Origin of the sequence: Kitasatospora sp. NPDC056800, assembly GCF_042789775.1 — a bacterium.
Lineage (GTDB): Bacteria > Actinomycetota > Actinomycetes > Streptomycetales > Streptomycetaceae > Kitasatospora.
Window position 1 is genome coordinate 53,506 of the sequence record NZ_JBHUAL010000012.1, and the last position, 20,306, is coordinate 73,811.

3 protein-coding genes are annotated in these 20,306 nt (G+C 74.5%); all 3 read left to right on the forward strand.

Translation table 11 applies throughout. The features are described 5' to 3' along the window. The first annotated feature begins 146 nt into the window (after positions 1 to 146). The 3 genes from ACFRQN_RS04790 to ACFRQN_RS04800 are packed head-to-tail and all read left to right on the forward strand — an operon-like array spanning position 147 to position 20,263. Positions 147 to 13,724 carry a type I polyketide synthase gene (locus tag ACFRQN_RS04790; RefSeq protein WP_380738261.1) on the forward strand — a complete coding sequence of 4,526 codons (13,578 nt, stop codon included), beginning with the start codon at positions 147 to 149 and terminating at the stop codon, positions 13,722 to 13,724. A gap of 46 nt (positions 13,725 to 13,770) precedes the next feature. Further along, positions 13,771 to 19,416 carry an SDR family NAD(P)-dependent oxidoreductase gene (locus ACFRQN_RS04795; RefSeq protein WP_380738251.1) on the forward strand — a complete coding sequence of 1,882 codons (5,646 nt, stop codon included), beginning with the start codon at positions 13,771 to 13,773 and terminating at the stop codon, positions 19,414 to 19,416. Further along, on the forward strand, positions 19,409 to 20,263 hold the full coding sequence (locus ACFRQN_RS04800; RefSeq protein WP_049658117.1) for a 3-hydroxyacyl-CoA dehydrogenase family protein: 855 nt from the start codon (positions 19,409 to 19,411) through the stop codon (positions 20,261 to 20,263). Before ACFRQN_RS04795 ends, ACFRQN_RS04800 begins: the two co-directional genes overlap by 8 nt. The last annotated feature ends 43 nt before the right edge of the window (positions 20,264 to 20,306 follow it).

A 20,306-nucleotide genomic window follows, 5' to 3' on the forward strand; every position in this document is an offset into this window, starting at 1 on the left:
TCAGATCAAGACGACGTCGAGGAGGACCCACGATGGCCGATGAGAAGCAGCTGCTCGACGCTTTGAGGAAGCTGGCCGCCGAGCACTTCGAAACCCGTGAGCGGGTCAAGGAGCTGGAGTCCGGCGCCCGCGAGCCGATCGCGATCGTGGGCATGGGGTGCCGGTACCCGGGCGGGGCGGTCGGTCCCGAGGAGTTCTGGAACCTGGTGGCCGACGGTGTCGACGCGGTGGGCGGGTTCCCGTCCGACCGCGGCTGGGAGGCGTTCGACAACCAGGGCGGATACCGCCGGCAGGGCGGATTCGTCTACGACGTGGCCGACTTCGACGCGGGGTTCTTCGGGATCAGTCCGCGTGAGGCGCTGGCGATGGACCCGCAGCAGCGGCTGCTGCTGGAGACCTCGTGGGAGGCGATCGAGCGCGCGGGGATCGACCCGCGGTCGCTGCACGGCTCGGCGACCGGCGTCTTCGTCGGTGCGAGCCACGCCGGTTACGAGGCCAGCCTGCCCGTCGAGGACGCCAGCCTGGACGGCTACCGGCTGATCGGTACGGTGTCGTCCGTGGCGTCGGGCCGGATCTCGTACTGCCTGGGTCTGACCGGTCCGGCGGTGACGGTGGACACGGCCTGCTCGTCCTCGCTGGTGGCGATGCACCAGGCGATCCTGGCGCTGCGGGCCGGTGAGTGCTCGATGGCGCTGGCCGGCGGTGTCGCGGTGATGGTGTCGCCGGGTGCGTTCATGGAGTTCGGGCGTCAGGGCGGTATGGCGTCCAGCGGCCGGTCGAAGGCGTTCTCGGAGGAGGCCGACGGGATCGGCTGGGGCGAGGGCGCGGGCATGGTGCTGTTGGAGCGCCTGTCCGACGCCCGGCGCAACGGGCACCAGGTACTGGCGGTGATCCGTGGCAGTGCGGCCAACCAGGACGGTGCGTCGAACGGCCTGTCCGCGCCGAACGGTCCCTCGCAGCGGCGGGTGATCCGCGCGGCGCTGGCCAACGCGCAGCTGTCGCCCTCCGACGTGGACGCGGTGGAGGCCCACGGCACGGGTACGACGCTGGGCGACCCGATCGAGGCGGGCGCGCTGCTGGCGACGTACGGCCAGGAGCGTTACGAGGAGCGGCCGTTGTGGCTGGGGTCGGTGAAGTCCAACATCGGGCACTCGCAGTGCGCGGCCGGTGTGGCGGGTGTGATCAAGATGGTGATGGCGCTGCGGCACGAGGTGCTGCCGAGGACGCTGTTCGCCGAGGAGCCGTCCTCGCACGTGGACTGGACGTCCGGGAACGTGCGGCTGCTCCAGGAACCGGTGGCGTGGCCGGCGGGCGAGCGGCCGCGTCGGGCGGGTGTGTCGGCGTTCGGTGTGAGCGGGACGAACGTCCACCTGATCGTGGAGGAGGCCCCGGCGGCCGTCGAGGCGGCGGCTGAGCCGGCGGGCCAGGAGAGCCCGGTGCTCACCGGGGCGGCGGGTGTAGCCTGGCCGGTCTCCGGTCGCAGCGTGGCGGCGCTGGCCGGTCAGGCGGGTCGGCTGCGTGAACACGTCGCGGAGCGGCCGGAGTTGTCGGTCCGCGATGTGGCGTGGTCGCTCGCGACGACGCGTGCGGCACTGGAGCACCGGGCGGTCGTGCTCGGCGCGGACCGGGATGAGCTGGCGGCGGGGCTGACGGCTGTCGCCACCGGGCAGCCGGCGGCGGGTGTGGTCACGGGGTCGGTGGCGGCCGCCGGGGTGGGGCGGACGGTGTTCGTCTTCCCCGGCCAGGGCAGTCAGTGGGTCGGCATGGGGCGTGAGCTGGCGGAGTCTTCGCCGGTGTTCGCGGCTCGGCTGGCGGAGTGCGCTGCGGCTCTGGCGCCTTATGTGGACTGGCAGTTGGACGATGTTCTGGCTGGTCGGCACGGTTTCGAAGCCGCTGACGTCGTGCAGCCGGCGCTGTGGGCGGTGATGGTCTCGCTCGCGGCGGTGTGGGAGGCGGCCGGTGTCGCTCCCGATGCCGTGGTCGGTCACTCGCAGGGTGAGATTGCCGCTGCGGCCGTCGCGGGGATTCTCTCCTTGGACGACGCCGCCAAGGTCGTCGCTCTGCGGAGCAAGACCCTGAAGGCCCTTGCTGGTCGTGGTGGGATGCTGTCGATTGCCGAGCCGGTGGCGGGTGTGCGCGCGCGGATCGCTTCGTACGGTTCCAGGTTGTCCGTCGCGGCCGTGAACGGTCCGTCGGCGACGGTGGTTTCCGGTGACGCCGACGCGCTGCGTGAACTCGCCGAGGTATGCGGGGATTCGCCGCGTGCCCGGATGATCCCGGTGGACTACGCGTCCCACAGCGCGCACGTGGACGAGCTGCGCGAGGAGATCCTGACCGTCCTCGACGGGATCCGGCCTCGTGAGGCGCAGGTCCCGATGATCTCCGCGCTGACCGGTGCATGGCTCGCGGGCCCCGAGCTGGACCCGGCCTACTGGTACGCGTCGCTTCGCGAGACCGTGGAGTTCGACCGTGCCGTGCGGATCCTCGGCGACGCGGGCCACGGCGTGTTCCTGGAGGTGTCGCCGCACCCGGTGCTGACCCCGGCGATCGGTGACAGCCTGGAGGACCGTTCCCCGGTGGTCGCAGGCACCTTGCGGCGCGAGGAGGGCGGCGCGCAGCGCCTGCTGACCTCGCTCGCCGAGGCGTACGTCCAGGGCGCCCCCGTCGACTGGGCGTCGGTGCTCGGCGGCGGTACGACCGTCGCGCTGCCGACCTACGCCTTCCAGCGGCGCCGCTACTGGCCCGAGGCCCCGGCGGTGGAGCGCGCGAAGCTGTCGGTGGACGACTGGCGCTACCGCATCACCTGGCAGCCCTCTGCCGCGAGCGGCCCGGCGGACCTGTCCGGCGCCTGGCTGCTGGTCGGCGACACCCCCGACGCGGCCACGATCGCCGAGGCGCTGACGGCGCGTGGCGCCGAGGCGGTGCGGACGACGCTCGCGGGCCTCGACGAGGCCATCGCAGGAGCGGGCGGGGACGTGCGCGGTGTGGTGTCGCTCCTGGCGCTCGACGAGTCGCCGGACGCCGAGTTCGCGTGGCTGTCCCGGGGCAGCGCCGACACCCTCGACCTGGTCCAGAGGTTGGGCCGGGCCGGGACCACCGCTCCCCTCTGGGTGCTGACCCGTGGCGCGGTGCAGGTCGCCGCCGACGAGGTGACGACCAGCCCGGTGCAGACCCAGGTCTGGGGTCTCGGTCGTACGGTCGGCCTGGAGCACGCGGACCGTTGGGGCGGTCTGGTCGACCTGCCGCCGGTGCTGGACGCCGATGCGGCCGCTCGTCTGGTCGGCGTCCTCGCGGACGGCAGTGAGGACCAGGTCGCCGTACGGCCGTCGGGTGTGTTCCTGCGCCGCCTGGTGCGGGCCGAGGCCCGTCGCGTCGAGTCGGAGGACTGGTCCCCGCGCGGCACCGTCCTGCTGACCGGCGGCACCGGCTCGATCGGCGTCTGCATCGGCCCCTGGCTTGCCGAGCACCGCGCGCCGAGGGTGGTTCTGACCTCCCGCTCCGGCCCGTCGGCGCACGGCGTGGCGGCGCTGGCCGCCGCCGTGGCGAACGGCGGCTCGGCCGTCGAGGTCGTGTCGTGCGACCTGACGGAGCGTGCGCAGGTCACGGCGATGGTGGCGTGGATCGAGAACACCGGTCCCGGCCTCTCCACCGTCCTGCACTCCGCCAACGCGCCGATCCTGGCCCGGGTGGAGGACACCAGCCGGGAGGAGCTGGCCGTCGCGGTCGGCGCGAAGGCGGCCGGCGCCGTCCACCTGGACGAGGCGACGGCCGACCTGGGCATCGACGAGTTCGTCCTCTTCTCGTCGATCTCGGCGACCTGGGGCAGCAACGACCACGCCGCCTACGCCGCCGGCAACTCCTTCCTGGACGGGCTTGCCGAGGACCGTCGGGCCCGCGGCCTGCCCGGGACCTCGATCGCGTGGGGCGTCTGGAACACCCGCGACTGGGACGCCGTCGACGCGGCGATGGACCAGGCGCCCGGCCGCGTCACCCCGCACCGCCTGCTGCGGCAGGGCATGAACTTCCTGGACACCCAGCGGGCGCTGACCGCGCTCGGCGAGATCCTGGCCGACGACGAGACCTTCATCGCCCTCGCGGACGTCGAGTGGGAGAAGTTCGCGCCGGTCTTCACGGCCGCGCGGCCTCGCCCGCTGCTGGACACCATTCCGGAGGCCCAGGAGGACACGACGGTCCGTCGTGACGAGGACGGGCGTGGTGACTTCGAGCTCCAGCTGGCCGGCCTGTCGGCGGCCGAGCGGCGCCGGACGGTCACCGAACTGGTGCGGACGCACGCGGCCGCGGTGCTGGGCCACGAGTCGGTGGACGAGATCGTGGCGAGCCGGGCGTTCCGGGAGCTGGGCTTCGACTCGCTGACCGCCGTCGAGCTCCGCAACCGCCTGAACACCGCGTGCGGCCTGCGGCTGCCGTCCACGGTGATCTTCGACCACCCGAGCGCCTCGGCGCTGGCGGACGAGATCCTGGCCGCGCTGTTCGGCACGGACGCGGACGAGGGCCAGGCCGTGACGGCGGCGGCGGTGTCGACCGATCCGATCGCGATCGTCGGTATGGCCTGCCGCTACCCCGGTGGTGTCCGGACTCCCGAGGAGTTGTGGGACCTCCTGGTCGCGGGCGGGGACGCGATCGGCGCGTTCCCGGCCGATCGCGGCTGGGACATCGAGGCGCTGTTCGACCCGGACCCGGACGCCGAGGGCTCGACCTACGTCGTGGAGGGCGGATTCCTCAGCGGGGCCGCGGAGTTCGACGCCGGGTTCTTCGGGATCAGCCCGCGCGAGGCGATGGCCATGGACCCGCAGCAGCGCCTGCTGCTGGAGACCTCCTGGGAGGCGGTCGAGCGGGCCGGCATCGACCCGAAGTCGCTGCACGGCTCGGCGACCGGCGTGTTCATCGGTGCGGCGTCGTCGGGCTACATCGCGACGGGCGCCACCGTCCCGGGCGCCGAGGCGCACCTGATCACCGGGAACGCGCTGAGCGTGCTCTCCGGCCGGGTGTCGTACACGCTGGGCCTGAACGGGCCCGCGGTGACCGTCGACACGGCATGCTCGTCCTCCCTGGTCGCGCTGCACCAGGCGGGCCAGGCCCTGCGGTCGGGCGAGTGCTCGATGGCGCTGGCCGGCGGCGTGACGGTGATCGCCGACCCGGCCGAGTTCGTCGGCTTCTCGCGCCTGCGGGCGCTCGCCTCCGACGGCCGCTGCAAGGCCTTCGGCGAGGGCGCCGACGGCATGGGCATCGGCGAGGGCGCGGGCATGCTCGTGCTGGAGCGCCTCTCGGACGCCCGCCGCAACGGCCACCAGGTGCTCGGCGTTCTCCGGGGGAGCGCCGTCAACCAGGACGGCGCCTCCAACGGCCTGTCCGCCCCCAACGGCCCGGCCCAACGGCGGGTCATCCGGGCGGCGTTGGCGAGTGCGCAGCTGTCGGCGGCGGACGTGGACGTGGTCGAGGCGCACGGGACGGGTACGGAGCTGGGTGACCCGATCGAGGCGGGTGCGCTGCTGGCGACGTACGGCCAGGAGCGGTTCGAGGACCGGCCGTTGTGGCTGGGCTCGGTGAAGTCGAACATCGGGCACGCTCAGCAGGCTGCCGGTGTGGCCGGTGTGATCAAGATGGTGCTGGCGTTGCGGGCCGGGGTGCTGCCGAAGACCCTGCACGCGGATGAGCCGTCCTCGCACGTCGATTGGGAGACGGGCAACGTCCGTCTGCTCCAGGACGCGGTGCAGTGGCCGGCGGGCGAGCGGCCGCGCCGGGCGGGTGTGTCCGCCTTCGGCATCAGCGGCACCAACGTCCACCTGATCGTGGAGGAGGCCCCGGCGGCCGTCGAGGCGGCGGCTGGGCCGGCGGGCCAGGAGAACCCGGTACTCACCGGGGCGGCAGGCGTGGCCTGGCCGGTCTCCGGTCGTGGCGCGACCGCGCTGGCGGGCCAGGCGGGTCGGCTGCGCGAGTACGTGCTGGCGCGGCCGGAGCTGCCGGTGGGCGACGTCGCGTGGTCGCTGGCCACGACGCGATCGGTGTTCGAGCAGCGTGCGGTCGTGCTGGGCGGCGAGCGGGGCGAGCTGGCGGCGGGTCTTGCGGCGGTGGCCACGGGGCAGCCGGCGGCGGGCGTGGTGACCGGTTCGGTGGCGGCCGCTGGGGTGGGGCGGACGGTGTTCGTCTTCCCCGGTCAGGGCAGTCAGTGGGTCGGGATGGGTCGCGAGCTGGCGGAGGCCTCGCCGGTGTTCGCGGCGCGGCTGGCCGAGTGTGCTGCGGCTCTGGCGCCTTATGTGGATTGGCAGTTGGACGACGTTCTGGCGGGCCGGCACGGCTTTGAGGCTGCTGACGTGGTGCAGCCGGCGCTGTGGGCGGTGATGGTGTCGCTCGCTGCGGTCTGGGAGGCGGCGGGTGTCGCTCCGGACGCTGTGGTGGGTCACTCGCAGGGTGAGATCGCTGCCGCCGCTGTGGCCGGGATCCTGTCGCTGGAGGACGCGGCGAAGGTCGTCGTTCTGCGGAGCAAGACCCTGAAGGCGCTGGCGGGTCGTGGCGGGATGCTGTCGATCGCGGAGCCGGTGGACGGTGTCCGGGCGCGGATCGCCCCGTACGGTTCCCGGTTGTCGGTTGCGGCGGTGAACGGTCCGTCGGCGACGGTGGTCTCCGGTGACGCGGATGCGCTGCGCGAACTCGCCGAGGCATGCGGGGATTCGCCGCGTGCCCGGATGATCCCGGTGGACTACGCCTCGCACAGCGCCCACGTGGACGAGCTGCGCGAGGAGATTCTCTCCGTGCTCCAGGGCATCGCGCCGACCGAGGCTCGTATCCCCATGGTGTCGGCGCTGACCGGCGCGTGGCTGTCCGGCCCCGAACTGGACCCCGACTACTGGTACGCGTCCCTGCGCGAGACCGTGGAGTTCGACCGCGCCGTACGGATCCTCGGCGACGCGGGACACGGCGTGTTCCTGGAGGTCTCGCCGCACCCGGTGCTGACCCCGGCGATCGGCGACGCCCTGGAGGCGCTGTCCCCGGTCGTGGTCGGTACCCTGCGACGCGACGAGGGCGGCGCGCAGCGCCTGTTGACCTCGCTCGCCGAGGCGTACGTCCAGGGCGCCCCCGTCGACTGGGCGGCGGTGACGGCCGGCGGTACGACCGTCGCGCTGCCGACCTACGCGTTCCAGCACCGCCACTACTGGCCCGCCTTGGACGGCCGCCGTTCCGAAGTGGGCGAGGCCACCGGTGCGGAGGCGGGCTTCTGGAGCGCCGTGGAGAGTGGTGATGTCACGGCTCTCGCCGATCTGCTCGGGGTGGACCCGGCGGATGCCGCGCTGGGTGCGCTGACCGACTGGCGGCGCCGTGAGCGGGCCGGCTCGGCGGTTGCCGATTGGCGGTACCGGGTGTCGTGGGCGCCGGTGGGCGAGTCCAACGGGGTCCTGGCCGGGACCTGGCTGCTGGTCGGGGACGGCACCGACGCGGCTGCGGTCGCGGAGGCGCTGGACCTTCCGGGTGCGCGGGTCGTCCGCTCGACTCCGGACGGTGTCGCCGCTGCGGTGGCCGCGCACTCCGACCTGCGGGGTGTGGTCTCGCTGCTGGCGCTGGACGAGTCGCCGGAGGAAGCGTTCCCGCTGGTTCCCGGCGGTCTCGCCGCGACGGTCGCGCTGGTTCAGGAGCTTGGCCGGCTCGGTGTGTCCGCCCCGCTGTGGGTGGTCACGCGGGGTGCGGTGGGTGCGGTCGCGGGTGATGCGGTGCGGCCGGTCCAGGCGCAGCTGTGGGGTCTGGGTGCCGTCGCGGCGCTGGAGTTGGCGGGCCGCTGGGGCGGCCTGATCGACCTGCCGACAACGGTGGACGCGCGTACGGGTGCGCGGCTGGCGTCCGTCCTGGTCGGCGATGAGGACCAGGTGGCGGTGCGTGCGGGCGGTGTGCTGGCGCGGCGGTTGGTGCGCGCAGGCCGTCCGGTCGTCCGTGAGGCGTGGTCGCCGCGCGGTTCGGTGCTGGTGACGGGTGGCACGAGCGGCGTGGGTGCGATCACCGCCCAGTGGGTGGCGGATCGTGGCGCGGCGCGGGTCGTGCTGACGTCCCGTTCGGGTCCGGGTGCCGCCGGTGTGGCGGAGCTGGCGGCCTCGATCGCAGCTCGCGGGACGGCAGTCGACGTGGTGTCGTGTGACATCGCCGACCGCGCCTCCGTGGCGGAGATCCTGGACCGTATCGACGCGACGGGTCCGGCGCTGTCGTCGGTGGTCCACTCGGCCGGGACGGGCGGGCGGACACCGGTGGAGCAGCTGTCGGTGGCCGAGCTGTCGCGGCTGCTGTCGGCGAAGGTCGGCGGCGCCATGGTGCTGGACGAGTTGACGGCGGGTCGGGATCTCGACGCGTTCGTGCTGTTCTCGTCGGGCGCGGGCGTGTGGGGCAGCGGCGCTCTGGCTGGCTATGCGGCGGCGAACGCGCACCTGGACGCGTTGGTGGAGGACCGCCGTTCCCGTGGCCTGGTGGCTTCTTCGGTCGCGTGGGGCCTGTGGGCCGGCGTCGGCATGGCGGCCGGCTCGGGTGGCGACCGGTTGCGCGAGTTCGGCATGGAGGGCATCGACGGACGTCGGGGCATGCTGGCCTTGGGCCAGGTCCTGGACGCCGGCGAGGGTGCGATGGTGGTGGCCGGCTTCGACTGGCCGCAGTTCGTGCCGACCTACACCCTGCACCGGCCGAGCCGGCTGCTGGCGGACCTGCCCGACGTCCGTGCGGTCCTGGCCGCCGAGGCTGCCGTCGAGTCCACCACCGAGGAAGTCGGCGCGTGGGCAAGCCGGTTGGCCGGGATGCCGGCCGCTGAGCAGCGCCAGGTCCTGACCGACCTGGTGCGCGGTCACGCGGCGGCCGTCCTCGGCCACGAGTCGGCGGACGACGTGCTGCCGCAACGGGCCTTCAAGGAGCTGGGCTTCGACTCCGTCGGAGCGGTCGAGCTGCGGAACCGCCTCTCCAAGGAGGTCGGTGTCAAGCTGGCCTCCACGATGGTCTTCGACCACCCGAACGCCACCGCCCTCGCGGACTACCTGCGGGGCGAACTCGTCGGCACCGGCGGCCAGACGGCCCAGGCCGACGGCGCGGTCCAGGTCGTGGCCGCGGCGATCGGCGAGCCGATCGCGATCGTCGGCATGGGCTGCCGGTACCCGGGCGGTGTGACGGGGCCCGACCAGTTCTGGGACCTGCTCGTCGCGGGGACCGACACGATCAGCGAATTCCCGACCGACCGAGGCTGGGAAGCCGTCGAGGAGGGCTTCGGCCAGCGGCAGGCGTACCGCCGACAGGGCGGATTCGTCTACGACGTGGCCGACTTCGACGCGGGGTTCTTCGGGATCAGTCCGCGTGAGGCGCTGGCGATGGACCCGCAGCAGCGGCTGCTGCTGGAGACGTCCTGGGAGGCGATCGAGCGCGCGGGGATCGACCCGAAGTCGCTGCACGGCTCGGCGACCGGCGTCTTCGTCGGTGCGAGCCACGCCGGCTACGACGCGAGCCTGCCGGCCGACGACCGGAGCCTGGACGGCTACCGGCTGATCGGTACGGTGTCCGCCGTCGCCTCGGGCCGGATCTCGTACTGCCTGGGCCTGACCGGCCCCGCCATCACGGTGGACACGGCCTGCTCGTCCTCCCTGGTGGCGATGCACCAGGCGATGCTCGCCCTGCGGTCGGGCGAGTGCTCGATGGCGCTGGCCGGCGGTGTCGCGGTGATGGTCTCGCCCGGCGCGTTCATGGAGTTCGGCAGCCAGGGCGGCATGGCCTCCAGCGGCCGGTCGAAGGCGTTCTCGGAAGAGGCCGACGGCATCGGCTGGGGCGAGGGCGCGGGCATGGTGCTGCTGGAGCGTCTCTCGGACGCCCGGCGCAACGGCCACCAGGTGCTGGCGGTGATCCGCGGGAGCGCGGCGAACCAGGACGGCGCGTCCAACGGTCTGGCGGCGCCCAACGGCCCCTCGCAGCGGCGGGTGATCCGCGCGGCGCTGGCCAACGCCCAGCTGTCGCCCTCCGACGTCGACGCGGTGGAGGCCCACGGCACCGGCACCTCGCTCGGTGACCCGATCGAGGCGGGCGCGCTGCTGGCGACGTACGGCCAGGAGCGTTACGAGGACCGGCCGTTGTGGCTGGGATCGGTGAAGTCCAACATCGGCCACACCCAGTGCGCCGCCGGCGTCACCGGCGTGATCAAGATGGTGATGGCGCTGCGAAACGGTATGCTGCCGAAGACCCTGCACGCGGACCAGCCGTCGACCCACGTGGAGTGGGAGACGGGCAACGTCCGTCTGCTCCAGGACGCGGTGCGGTGGCCGGCGGGCGAGCGGCCGCGCCGTGCGGGGGTGTCGGCCTTCGGCGTGAGCGGCACCAACGTCCACCTCATCCTGGAGGAGGCGCCCGACGCCGAAGCCGAGGAGCTGGAAGCCGAGGCGCTTCCGGTGCTCGCCGGTGGGACGTCGGCCTGGCCGGTCTCCGGCCAGAGCGCTGCGGCGCTCGCGGGGCAGGCGGGTCGACTGCGTGAACACGTGCTGGCGCGGCCGGAGTTGCCGGTCGGCGACGTCGCGTGGTCGCTCGCGACGACGCGTGCGGCGCTGGAGCACCGGGCCGTGGTGCTCGGTGGCGAGCGGAGCGAGATCGCTGAGCGTCTGGCGGCGGTGGCGACGAAGCAGCCGGCGTCCGGTGTGGTGACCGGTTCGGTGGCTCCTGGCGGGGTGGGGCGGACGGTGTTCGTCTTCCCGGGGCAGGGGAGCCAGTGGGTCGGCATGGGGCGTGAGTTGGCCGAGTCGTCGCCGGTCTTCGCGGCGCGGCTGGCCGAGTGTGCTGCGGCTCTGGCGCCTTATGTGGACTGGCAGTTGGACGATGTCCTGGCGGGCCGGCACGGCTTTGAGGCCGCCGATGTCGTGCAGCCGGCGCTGTGGGCGGTGATGGTGTCGCTCGCCGCTGTGTGGGAGGCGGCGGGTGTCGCTCCGGACGCGGTGCTGGGTCACTCGCAGGGTGAGATCGCCGCTGCGGCCGTCGCGGGGATCCTCTCCCTGGACGACGCCGCCAAGGTGGTGGCTCTGCGGAGCAAGACCCTGAAGGTGCTGGCCGGTCGTGGCGGGATGCTGTCGATCGCCGAGCCCGTGGACGGCGTGCGCGCGCGGATCGCTCCGTACGGCTCCCGCCTGTCGGTCGCGGCGGTGAACGGCCCGTCGGCGACGGTCGTCTCCGGTGACGCGGACGCGCTGCGCGAACTCGCCGACTCCTGCGGGGAGTCCCCGCGCGCCCGGATGATCCCGGTCGACTATGCGTCGCACAGCGCGCATGTGGACGAGCTGCGCGAGGAGATCCTCTCGGTTCTCCAGGGCATCACGCCGAGTGAGGCCCGGATCCCCATGGTGTCCGCGCTGTCCGGCGCCTGGCTCTCGGGCCCGGAGCTGGACCCCGACTACTGGTACGCGTCCCTGCGCGAGACCGTGGAGTTCGACCGCGCCGTGCGGATCCTCGGCGACGCGGGCCACGGAGTGTTCCTGGAGGTCTCGCCGCACCCGGTGCTGACCCCCGCGATCGCCGACAGCCTGGAAGAGCGCTCCCCGGTGGTCGCAGGCACCCTGCGACGCGACGAGGGCGGCGCGCAGCGCCTGCTGACCTCGCTCGCCGAGGCCTATGTCCAGGGCGCCCCCGTCGATTGGGTGTCGGTGCTCGGCGGCGGTACGACCGTCGCGCTGCCGACCTACGCGTTCCAGCGGCGCCGCTACTGGCCCGAGGCCCCGGCGGTGGAGCGTACGAAGCTGTCGGTGGACGACTGGCGCTACCGGATCACCTGGCAGCCGTCCGCCATCAGCGGTTCGGCGGTCCTGTCCGGGCCCTGGCTGCTGGTCGGGGACGCGCCGGACGCCGGTGCGGTGGCCGACGGGCTGGCGGGTCGTGGCGCCGAGGTCGTGCGGACGACGCTCGAGGGCCTCGATGAGGCCATCGCCGGTGCCGGTGCGGATGTCCAGGGCGTGGTGTCCCTCCTGGCCCTGGACGAGTCGCCGGACGCCGAGTTCGGGTGGGTTCCGCGCGGCAGCGCCGACACCCTCGACCTAGTGCAGAGGCTGGGCCGGGCCGGGATCGCCGCTCCCCTCTGGGTGCTGACCCGTGGCGCGGTGCAGGTCGCCGCCGGCGAGGTGACGACCAGTCCGATCCAGACCCAGGTCTGGGGTCTGGGCCGGGCCGTGGGCCTGGAGCACGCGGACCGCTGGGGCGGTCTGGTCGACCTGCCGCCGGTGGTGGACGTCGAGGCGGCCGCCCGGCTGGCCGGCGTGCTCGCGCACGGCCGGGAGGACCAGGTCGCGCTGCGTCCGTCGGGTGTGTTCCTGCGCCGTCTGGTGCGGGCAGAGGAGCACCGGCCCAAGGCCGGGGCCTGGAGCCCGAAGGGGACGGTCCTGCTGACCGGCGGTACGGGCTCGATCGGTGTCTGTGTCGGCCCCTGGCTTGCTGAGCACGGTACGCCGAGGGTCGTTCTGACCTCCCGTTCGGGTCCGGCGGCGCCCGGGGTGGCGGCGCTGGCCGCCACCGTCGCGGCTGCGGGTACCGCCGTCGAGGTCGTGTCGTGCGACCTGACGGAGCGTGCGCAGGTCACGGCGATGGTGGCGTGGATCGAGGACTCCGGCCCCGGCCTGTCCACCGTCCTGCACTCGGCGAACACGCCGTACCTGGCCCGACTCGAGGACACCAGCCGCGAAGGCCTGGCGGCGGCACTGGGCGCGAAGGCGGCCGGCGCCGTCCACCTGGACGAGGCGACGGCGCACCTGGGCATCGACGAGTTCGTGATGTTCTCGTCGATCTCGGCGACCTGGGGCAGCAACGACCACGGCGCCTACGCGGCGGGCAACTCCTTCCTGGACGGCCTCGCCGAGGACCGTCGCGGCCGGGGCCTGCCCGGGACGTCGATCGCCTGGGGTGTCTGGAACACCCGCGACTGGAACGCGGTCGACGCGGCGATGGACCAGGCGCCCGGTCGCGTCACCCCGCACCGGCTGCTGCGGCAGGGCATGAACTTCCTGGACACCGACCGGGCGTTGACGGCGCTCGGCGAGATCCTGGCCGACGACGAGACGTTCATCGCCCTGGCGGACGTCGAGTGGGAGAAGTTCGCTCCGGTCTTCACGGCCGCCCGCCCGCGCCCGCTGCTGGACACCATCCCCGAGGCCCAGGAGGACACCTCCTCCGGCCGTCCGGAGGACGACCAGCGCAACGAGTTCGCCGCCCGCCTGGCGGGCCTGTCGGCCGCCGAGCGGCGCCGGACCGTCGTGGAGCTGGTGCGGACGCACGCCGCCGCGGTCCTCGGCCACGACTCGGTGGACGAGATCATGGCGAGCCGGGCGTTCCGCGAGCTGGGCTTCGACTCGCTGACCGCCGTCGAGCTCCGCAACCGCCTGAACAGCGCGTGCGGGGTGCGGGTGCCGTCGACGCTGGTCTTCGACCACCCGACCCCGGAGGCGGTGGCGGACTTCCTGATCACCGAGCTGACCGGGAGGGAACTGGTCGGCCACACGGCCGTGCTGGACGAGTTCGAGCGGCTGGCCGCCGGGCTCACCCCGTCGGACGACGAGACCCGCGCGGAGATCGTCGCCCGCCTGGAGGCGCTGACCCAGCGCTTCCGCGCCGTCCGCGAGACCGGGGCGGACGGGACGGGCGAGGCCGACGAGCGCGCTCTCCAGGAGGCCACCGCCGACGAGCTGTTCGCCCTCCTGGAGGACGAGCTCGACGACCCGGACTTCGACTGACCATGCCGGGACCGTCGGCGCCAACTCCTCCCGAACGAGGTCGAATGTGAGCGACAGCACCATGAAGAACGAAGAGAAACTGCTCGATTTCCTCAAGCAGACCACCGCCAAGCTCCGCACCACGCGGGCCCGGCTGCGCGAGGTGACCGAGCGGGAGCGGGAGCCGATCGCGATCGTCGGGATGGCCTGCCGCTACCCGGGCGGTGTGCGCACCCCCGAGGACCTGTGGGACCTCCTGGTGGCGGGCGGGGACGCGGTCGGCGGGTTCCCCACCGACCGTGGCTGGGACCTCGGCGCGCTCTTCGACGCCGCCCCGGGTGCGGACGGCACGAGCAGCACCGTCCAGGCCGGGTTCGTCTCCGGGGCCGCGGACTTCGACGGCGGGTTCTTCGGGATCAGTCCGCGCGAGGCGCTGGCGATGGACCCGCAGCAGCGGCTGCTGCTGGAGACGGCCTGGGAGGCGGTCGAGCGGGCCGGGATCGACCCGGCGAGCCTGCGCGAGTCGGCCACCGGCGTGTTCGCGGGCGCCGCGCCCTCCGGGTACGCGACCGCCGGCGGCGACCTCTCGGGCTCGGAGGCGCACCTGATCACCGGGACGGCGATGAGCGTGCTGTCCGGCCGGGTGTCGTACACGCTGGGCCTGACCGGGCCGGCGGTGTCGGTGGACACCGCCTGCTCCTCCTCGCTGGTCGCGCTGCACCTCGCCGTGCAGTCGCTGCGGGCGGGGGAGTGCACGCTGGCGCTGGCCGGCGGGGTGACCGTGATCGTCAGCCCGGGCGAGTTCGTGGGCTTCTCGCAGCAGAACGCCCTTGCCCGGGACGGCCGTTGCAAGGCCTTCGGGGCGGGCGCGGACGGCATGGGCCTCGCCGAGGGCGCGGGTGTGGTGGTGCTGGAGCGGCTGTCGGACGCCCGGCGCAACGGGCACCGGGTGCTGGCCGTGGTCCGGGGGAGCGCCGTCAACCAGGACGGCGCCTCCAACGGCCTGTCCGCGCCCAACGGCCCCGCTCAGCAACGCGTGATCCGCGCGGCGCTGGCCAACGCCCGGCTGGCGACGGGGGACGTGGACGTCGTCGAGGCGCACGGCACCGGCACCACACTGGGCGACCCGATCGAGGCGCAGGCGCTGCTGGCGACGTACGGGCAGGGGCATCCGGCCGAACGGCCGCTCTGGCTGGGGTCGGTGAAGTCGAACATCGGGCACGCCCAGCAGGCGGCCGGCATCGCCGGTGTGATCAAGATGGTGCTGGCGCTGCGGCACGAGGAGCTGCCGGCGACGCTGCACGCGGCGGAGCCGACCCCGCACGTCGACTGGTCGGCGGGGCACGTGAGCCTGCTCCAGGAGCGCGTGGCGTGGCCGGCGGGCGAACAGCCGCGTCGGGCGGGCGTTTCGGCCTTCGGGATCAGCGGCACCAACGCGCACGTGATCCTGGAGGAGGCGCCCGCCGGAGGGCCGGCCGCGCCGGAGTCGGACGGGACGCCGGAGCCGGCCGCGGTGTCGACGCCCGCCGCGCCGCCGGTGCTGGTCGCGGAGCCCGCCGTGCTCCCGGTCACCGTCTCCGGACGGTCCGAGGAGGCCTTGGCGGACCAGGCGCGGCGGCTGCGGGACCACCTCCTGGCGCGCCCCGAGCTGCCGCTGCCGGAGGTGGCCCGGTCGCTCGCCACCACGCGGACGGCGTTCAAGCGGCGGGCGGTGGTGCTGGGCGCCGACCGTGCCGAGCTGGCGGCGAAACTGGAGGCCGTGGCCGCGGACCGGCCCGGGGCCGGGGTGCTGACGGGCGAGGTGCCGTCGGCCGGGGTCGGGCGGACGGTGTTCGTCTTCCCGGGGCAGGGCAGTCAGTGGGTCGGGATGGGGCGCGAGCTGGCCGCTTCGTCGCCGGTGTTCGCGGCGCGGCTGGCGGAGTGTGCCGCGGCTCTCGCGCCGTACGTGGACTGGCAGTTGGACGATGTGCTGGCCGGTCGGCACGGTTTCGAGGCCGCCGATGTGGTGCAGCCGGCGCTGTGGGCGGTGATGGTCTCGCTGGCTGCGGTCTGGGAGGCGGCCGGTGTCGTTCCCGACGCGGTGGTGGGCCACTCCCAGGGTGAGATCGCGGCGGCGGCCGTGGCCGGGATCCTCTCGCTGGAGGACGCGGCGAAGGTTGTCGCTCTGCGCAGCCGGACTCTGAAGGCGCTGGCAGGTCGTGGCGGGATGCTGTCGATCGCCGAGCCGGTGGCGGGTGTGCGGGCGCGGATCGCTCCGTACGGTTCCCGCCTTTCCATCGCGGCGGTGAACGGTCCGTCGGCGACGGTGGTTTCCGGTGACGCCGACGCGCTGCGTGAACTCGCCGACGCCTGCGGGGATTCGCCGCGTGCCCGGATGATTCCGGTCGACTACGCCTCGCACAGCGCCCACGTGGACGAGCTGCGTGAGGAGATCCTCGCCGCCCTCCAGGGCATCGCCCCCCGCGAGGGGCGGATTCCGATGGTCTCCTCCAGCACCGGCGCCACGCTCTCCGGGCCGGAACTGGTGCCGGACTACTGGTACGCCAGCCTGCGCGAGACCGTCGAGTTCGACCGGGCCGTGCACACCCTCGCCGGAACCGGCCACGGCGCCTTCGTCGAGGTGTCCCCGCACCCGGTGCTGGCCCCGGCCATCGCGGACAGCCTGGAGTCGTACGGCCCGGTCGTGGCCGACACCCTGCGCCGCGACGACGGCGGCGCCGGGCGCCTCCTGCTCTCGCTGGCCCAGGCGTACGTCCGCGGCCTGCCCGTGGACTGGACCGCCCTGCTGCCCGCCGGGACCGGGAGCGGCACCGTCGACCTGCCGACCTACGCCTTCCAGTACCGCCGCTACTGGCCGGTGTTCCCGGAGCCGGTGGCCCGGGACGCGGTGGCCGGCTGGCGGTACCGCGTCGAGTGGCAGCCCCTCGACGGGCCGTCGGGTGCGGCACCGGCGGCCTCGGTGCCGTCCGGCACGTGGCTCGTGGTCGCCGGCCCGGCCGGGGCCGGGACGGCCGCCGAGGTGGCCGGCGCGCTGCGGGCCAGTGGCGTCGAGGTCCGGGTGCTGGAGACCGGCGCCGCCGATCGCGGGACCCTCGGTGATGTCCTGCGCGGCGTCGGCGAGTTCGCCGGTGTGGTGTCCCTGCTGGCGCTGGACGAGACGCCGCTGCCCGGTCGGCCCCGGGTGCCCGCCGGTCTGGCGGCCTCCAGCGCGCTGCTGCAGGCGCTGCTCGACGCGGGGTCGGTGGTGCCGCTGTGGGTGCTGACCCGCGGCGCGGTGGCGGCGCTGCCGGGCGAGGTGCCCAGTCTGGCGCAGGCCCAGGTGTGGGCGTGGGGGCAGACGGCGGGTCTGGAGCAGGCCAAGCAGTGGGGCGGCCTGGTCGACCTCCCGGCCGGGTCGGACGCGTCGGCCGGGTCCGACGCCCCGGTCGGGTTCGACGCCTCGGTCGGGGACCGCCTGGCCGGGCTGCTCGCCGCGGGACCGGAGGGCGAGGACCAGGTCGCGTTGCGCGGCACGGGGGCGTTCGCGCGCCGCCTGGTGCGCGCCCCGCGCCCGGAAGCTGGACCCGCCGAGCCGTGGCGGACCGCCGGGACGGCGCTGGTCACCGGCGGTACGGGCCTGATCGGCGGCCGGACGGCCCGGCTGTTGGCCGAGCGCGGCACCCCGCGCGTGGTGCTGGCCGGCCGCTCCGGCCCGGCCGCGCCCGGGGTGCCCGAGCTGGCGGCCGGACTGGCGGCCCTCGGCAGCGCCGTCGAGGTGGTCGCCTGTGACGTCGCCGAGCGGCCCGCGGTCGGCGCGCTGCTGGACCGCGTCGCCGCCACCGGCCCCGCGCTGTCGGCGGTGGTGCACTCGGCGGGCACCGGCCACGGGGCGCCGGTCGCCGCGCTGACCGACGCCGGGCTGCAGGAGGTCTCCGAGGTGAAGGTCGGTGGCGCCCTGCACCTGCACGAGCTGTCGGCCGAGCGAGGACTGGAGCTGGACGCCTTCGTGCTGTTCTCCTCCGGCGCCGCCACCTGGGGCAGCGGGCTGCTGGCCGGGTACGGCGCCGCCAACGCGGCGCTGGACGCCCTGGCCGAGCGGCGGCGCGCGGCCGGGCTGGCGGCCACCTCGGTGGCCTGGGGCCTGTGGGGCGGCGGCGGCATGGGCGCGGGGGAGGCGGGCGAGCAGCTGAGCGCCTACGGGCTGCGGACGATGGCTCCCGAGCGCGGCATCGAGGGCCTCGCCCAGGCGCTGGACGACGACGAGACGCTGCTCGTCGTCGCCGACGTCGACTGGGCGCGGTTCGTGCCGCTGTACACGCTGCACCGGCCGAGCCCGCTGCTGTCCGCGCTTCCCGACGCCCTCCGGGTCCTGGAGCAGGGGGACGAGGACGGGGACGGGTTCGCGGGCGACGAGGGCGCCGGTGCGCGGCGGTCGTCCGCCGCCGTCCGGCTGTCCGCCCGGCTCGGCGGGGCGCGGTCGGCGCGGGAGCGGGAGGCGGTCCTGCTGGAGCTGGTCCGGGAGCACGCCGCCGCCGCGCTCGGCCACCCGGACGCGGCGGCCGTCGACCCGGACGCCACGTTCCTGGAGCAGGGGTTCACCTCGCTGAGCGCGCTGGAGCTGCGCAAGCGGCTCGCCGGGGCCACCGGTCTGCGGCTGAGCGGTCCGCTGGTCTTCGACCACCCGACCCCCGCCCTGACGGCCGCGTACCTGCGGGAGCGGCTCGCCGACGGACCGGTGCGCCAGGACGGCGGACCGCAGCGGGCCGCGCCCCGCTTCGCGCTGGCCGCCGCGCCGGAATCCACGGACGGCACGGAGCGGGCCGGAGCCGCCGGGACACCGGCCGCCGAGACGCTGGCCGCCCTGTACCTGCGGGCGAACAGCCTCGGCCAGGGGGCCGACGCCGTACGGATGATCGCCGGGCTGGCCCGGTTCCGGCCCCGCTTCGCCGGTGCGGACGAGCTGGCGGGCGTCCCGCCCCTGGTCCCGCTCACCCGCCGGTCCGCGGACACGGTCGGGCCGACGCTCGTCTGCCTGCCGTCGTTCGGCGCGGGCGACGCCCAGGAGTTCGTCCGGGTGGTGCAGGGCCTGTGCCGCCCCCGGCACGTCCTCTCCGCGGTGATCCCCGGCTACACGGCGGGGGAGCCGCTGGCCGCCGACCCGGACGCGCTGCTCGACCTGTGCGTCCGGACAGTGCTCGCCGCCCCGGAGACCGCCCCGGAGGCCGGCCCGTTCGTCCTCGTCGGCTACTCCTCCGGCGGGCTGGTCGCGCAGGCCCTCGCCGCCCGCCTCGCCGAACTGGGCCGGGGCCCCGCCGCGCTGGTGCTGCTGGACAGCTTCGCCCCGCAGTCGGCCGGTGCCCCCGACGAGATCATCGGCACCCTGCCGGCCGACGTGCTCCTGGGCAACCCCGGGGGCGTCGACGCGGGCGGCATCGGCGGGGACGACTGGCTGACCGCGCTCGCCCACTACTACGTCCAGGACTGGCGCGGCCACGTCCCGTACACCGCGGACCTGCCGACCCTGCTGCTCCGCCACGGCGGCGAGCCGGGCGGCCCCGAGGGCGGGGACGGCGCCGTCCGCCTCCCGTGGGACCTCTCCGGCGACCTCACCCCGGTGACCGTTCCGGGCGACCACTTCACCATGATCGGCGCCCACGCCGGGACCACCGCGCGGGCCGTCGACTCCTGGCTCGACGAGCACTTCACCACCACCCGGGAGGGACACGATGACTGACCGTCACGAACAGCACCGCCTCGCCGTCATCGGCGGCGGCGTCATGGGCACCAACATCGCCGCCCTCGCCCTCGGCCACGGCGTGGACGTCACCCTCGTCGACGTCGACGAGCCGACCCTGGCCACGGCCCGGACGGCGATCCGCCGCAAGCTGAAGCACGCCCAGCTGCTGGAGGCCCTCCCCGCGGGCCGCGCCCACGGCACGCTGGCCACCACCACCGCGCCGGCCGACATCGCCGACGCGACCGCCGTCGTCGAGGCCGTCGTGGAGGTCGCCGAGGTCAAGCGCGAGGTGCTGACCGAGGTCTCCGGGCTGGTCGCCCCCGGCACCCTGCTGATCTCCAACACCTCGTGCATCCCCATCGACGAGATGGCGGGCTGGGTGGCGCGCGGCGACGAACTCGTCGGCGTGCACTTCATGAACCCCGCCTACCTGATCACCATGGTCGAGGTGATCCGCGGCCGGGCCACCGGCGACGCCACGATGACCGCCGTCACCTCGCTGCTGACCGCGCTCGGCCGCACGGCGCTGGTGGTCAACGACGCACCGGGCTTCGTCGTCAACCGGCTGCTGCACCCGCTGATCAACCGGGCGGCGATGCTCGTCCAGGAGGGCGTCGCCTCCGCCGAGACGGTGGACGGGCTGCTGGAAGGCTGCCTCGGCCACACCACCGGACCGCTGCGCACCGCCGACCTGATCGGCATCGACAACCTCGTCGACTCCCTGCGGGTCCTGCACGAGCGCACCGGCGACCCCGAGTGCGACCCCTGCGAGCTGATGCTCCGGAAGGTCCGCGACGGGCACCACGGCCGCAAGTCCGGCCGGGGCTTCTACACGTACGGCTGAGCACCGGGCTCCCCCCGAACGGCCAGCACGGAACTACGAAAGG

Coding starts and splice junctions, on each gene's coding strand:
- ACFRQN_RS04800 (WP_049658117.1), top strand. CDS start 19,409: ATGACTGACCGTCACGAACAGCACCGCCTCGCCGTCATCGGCGGCGGC.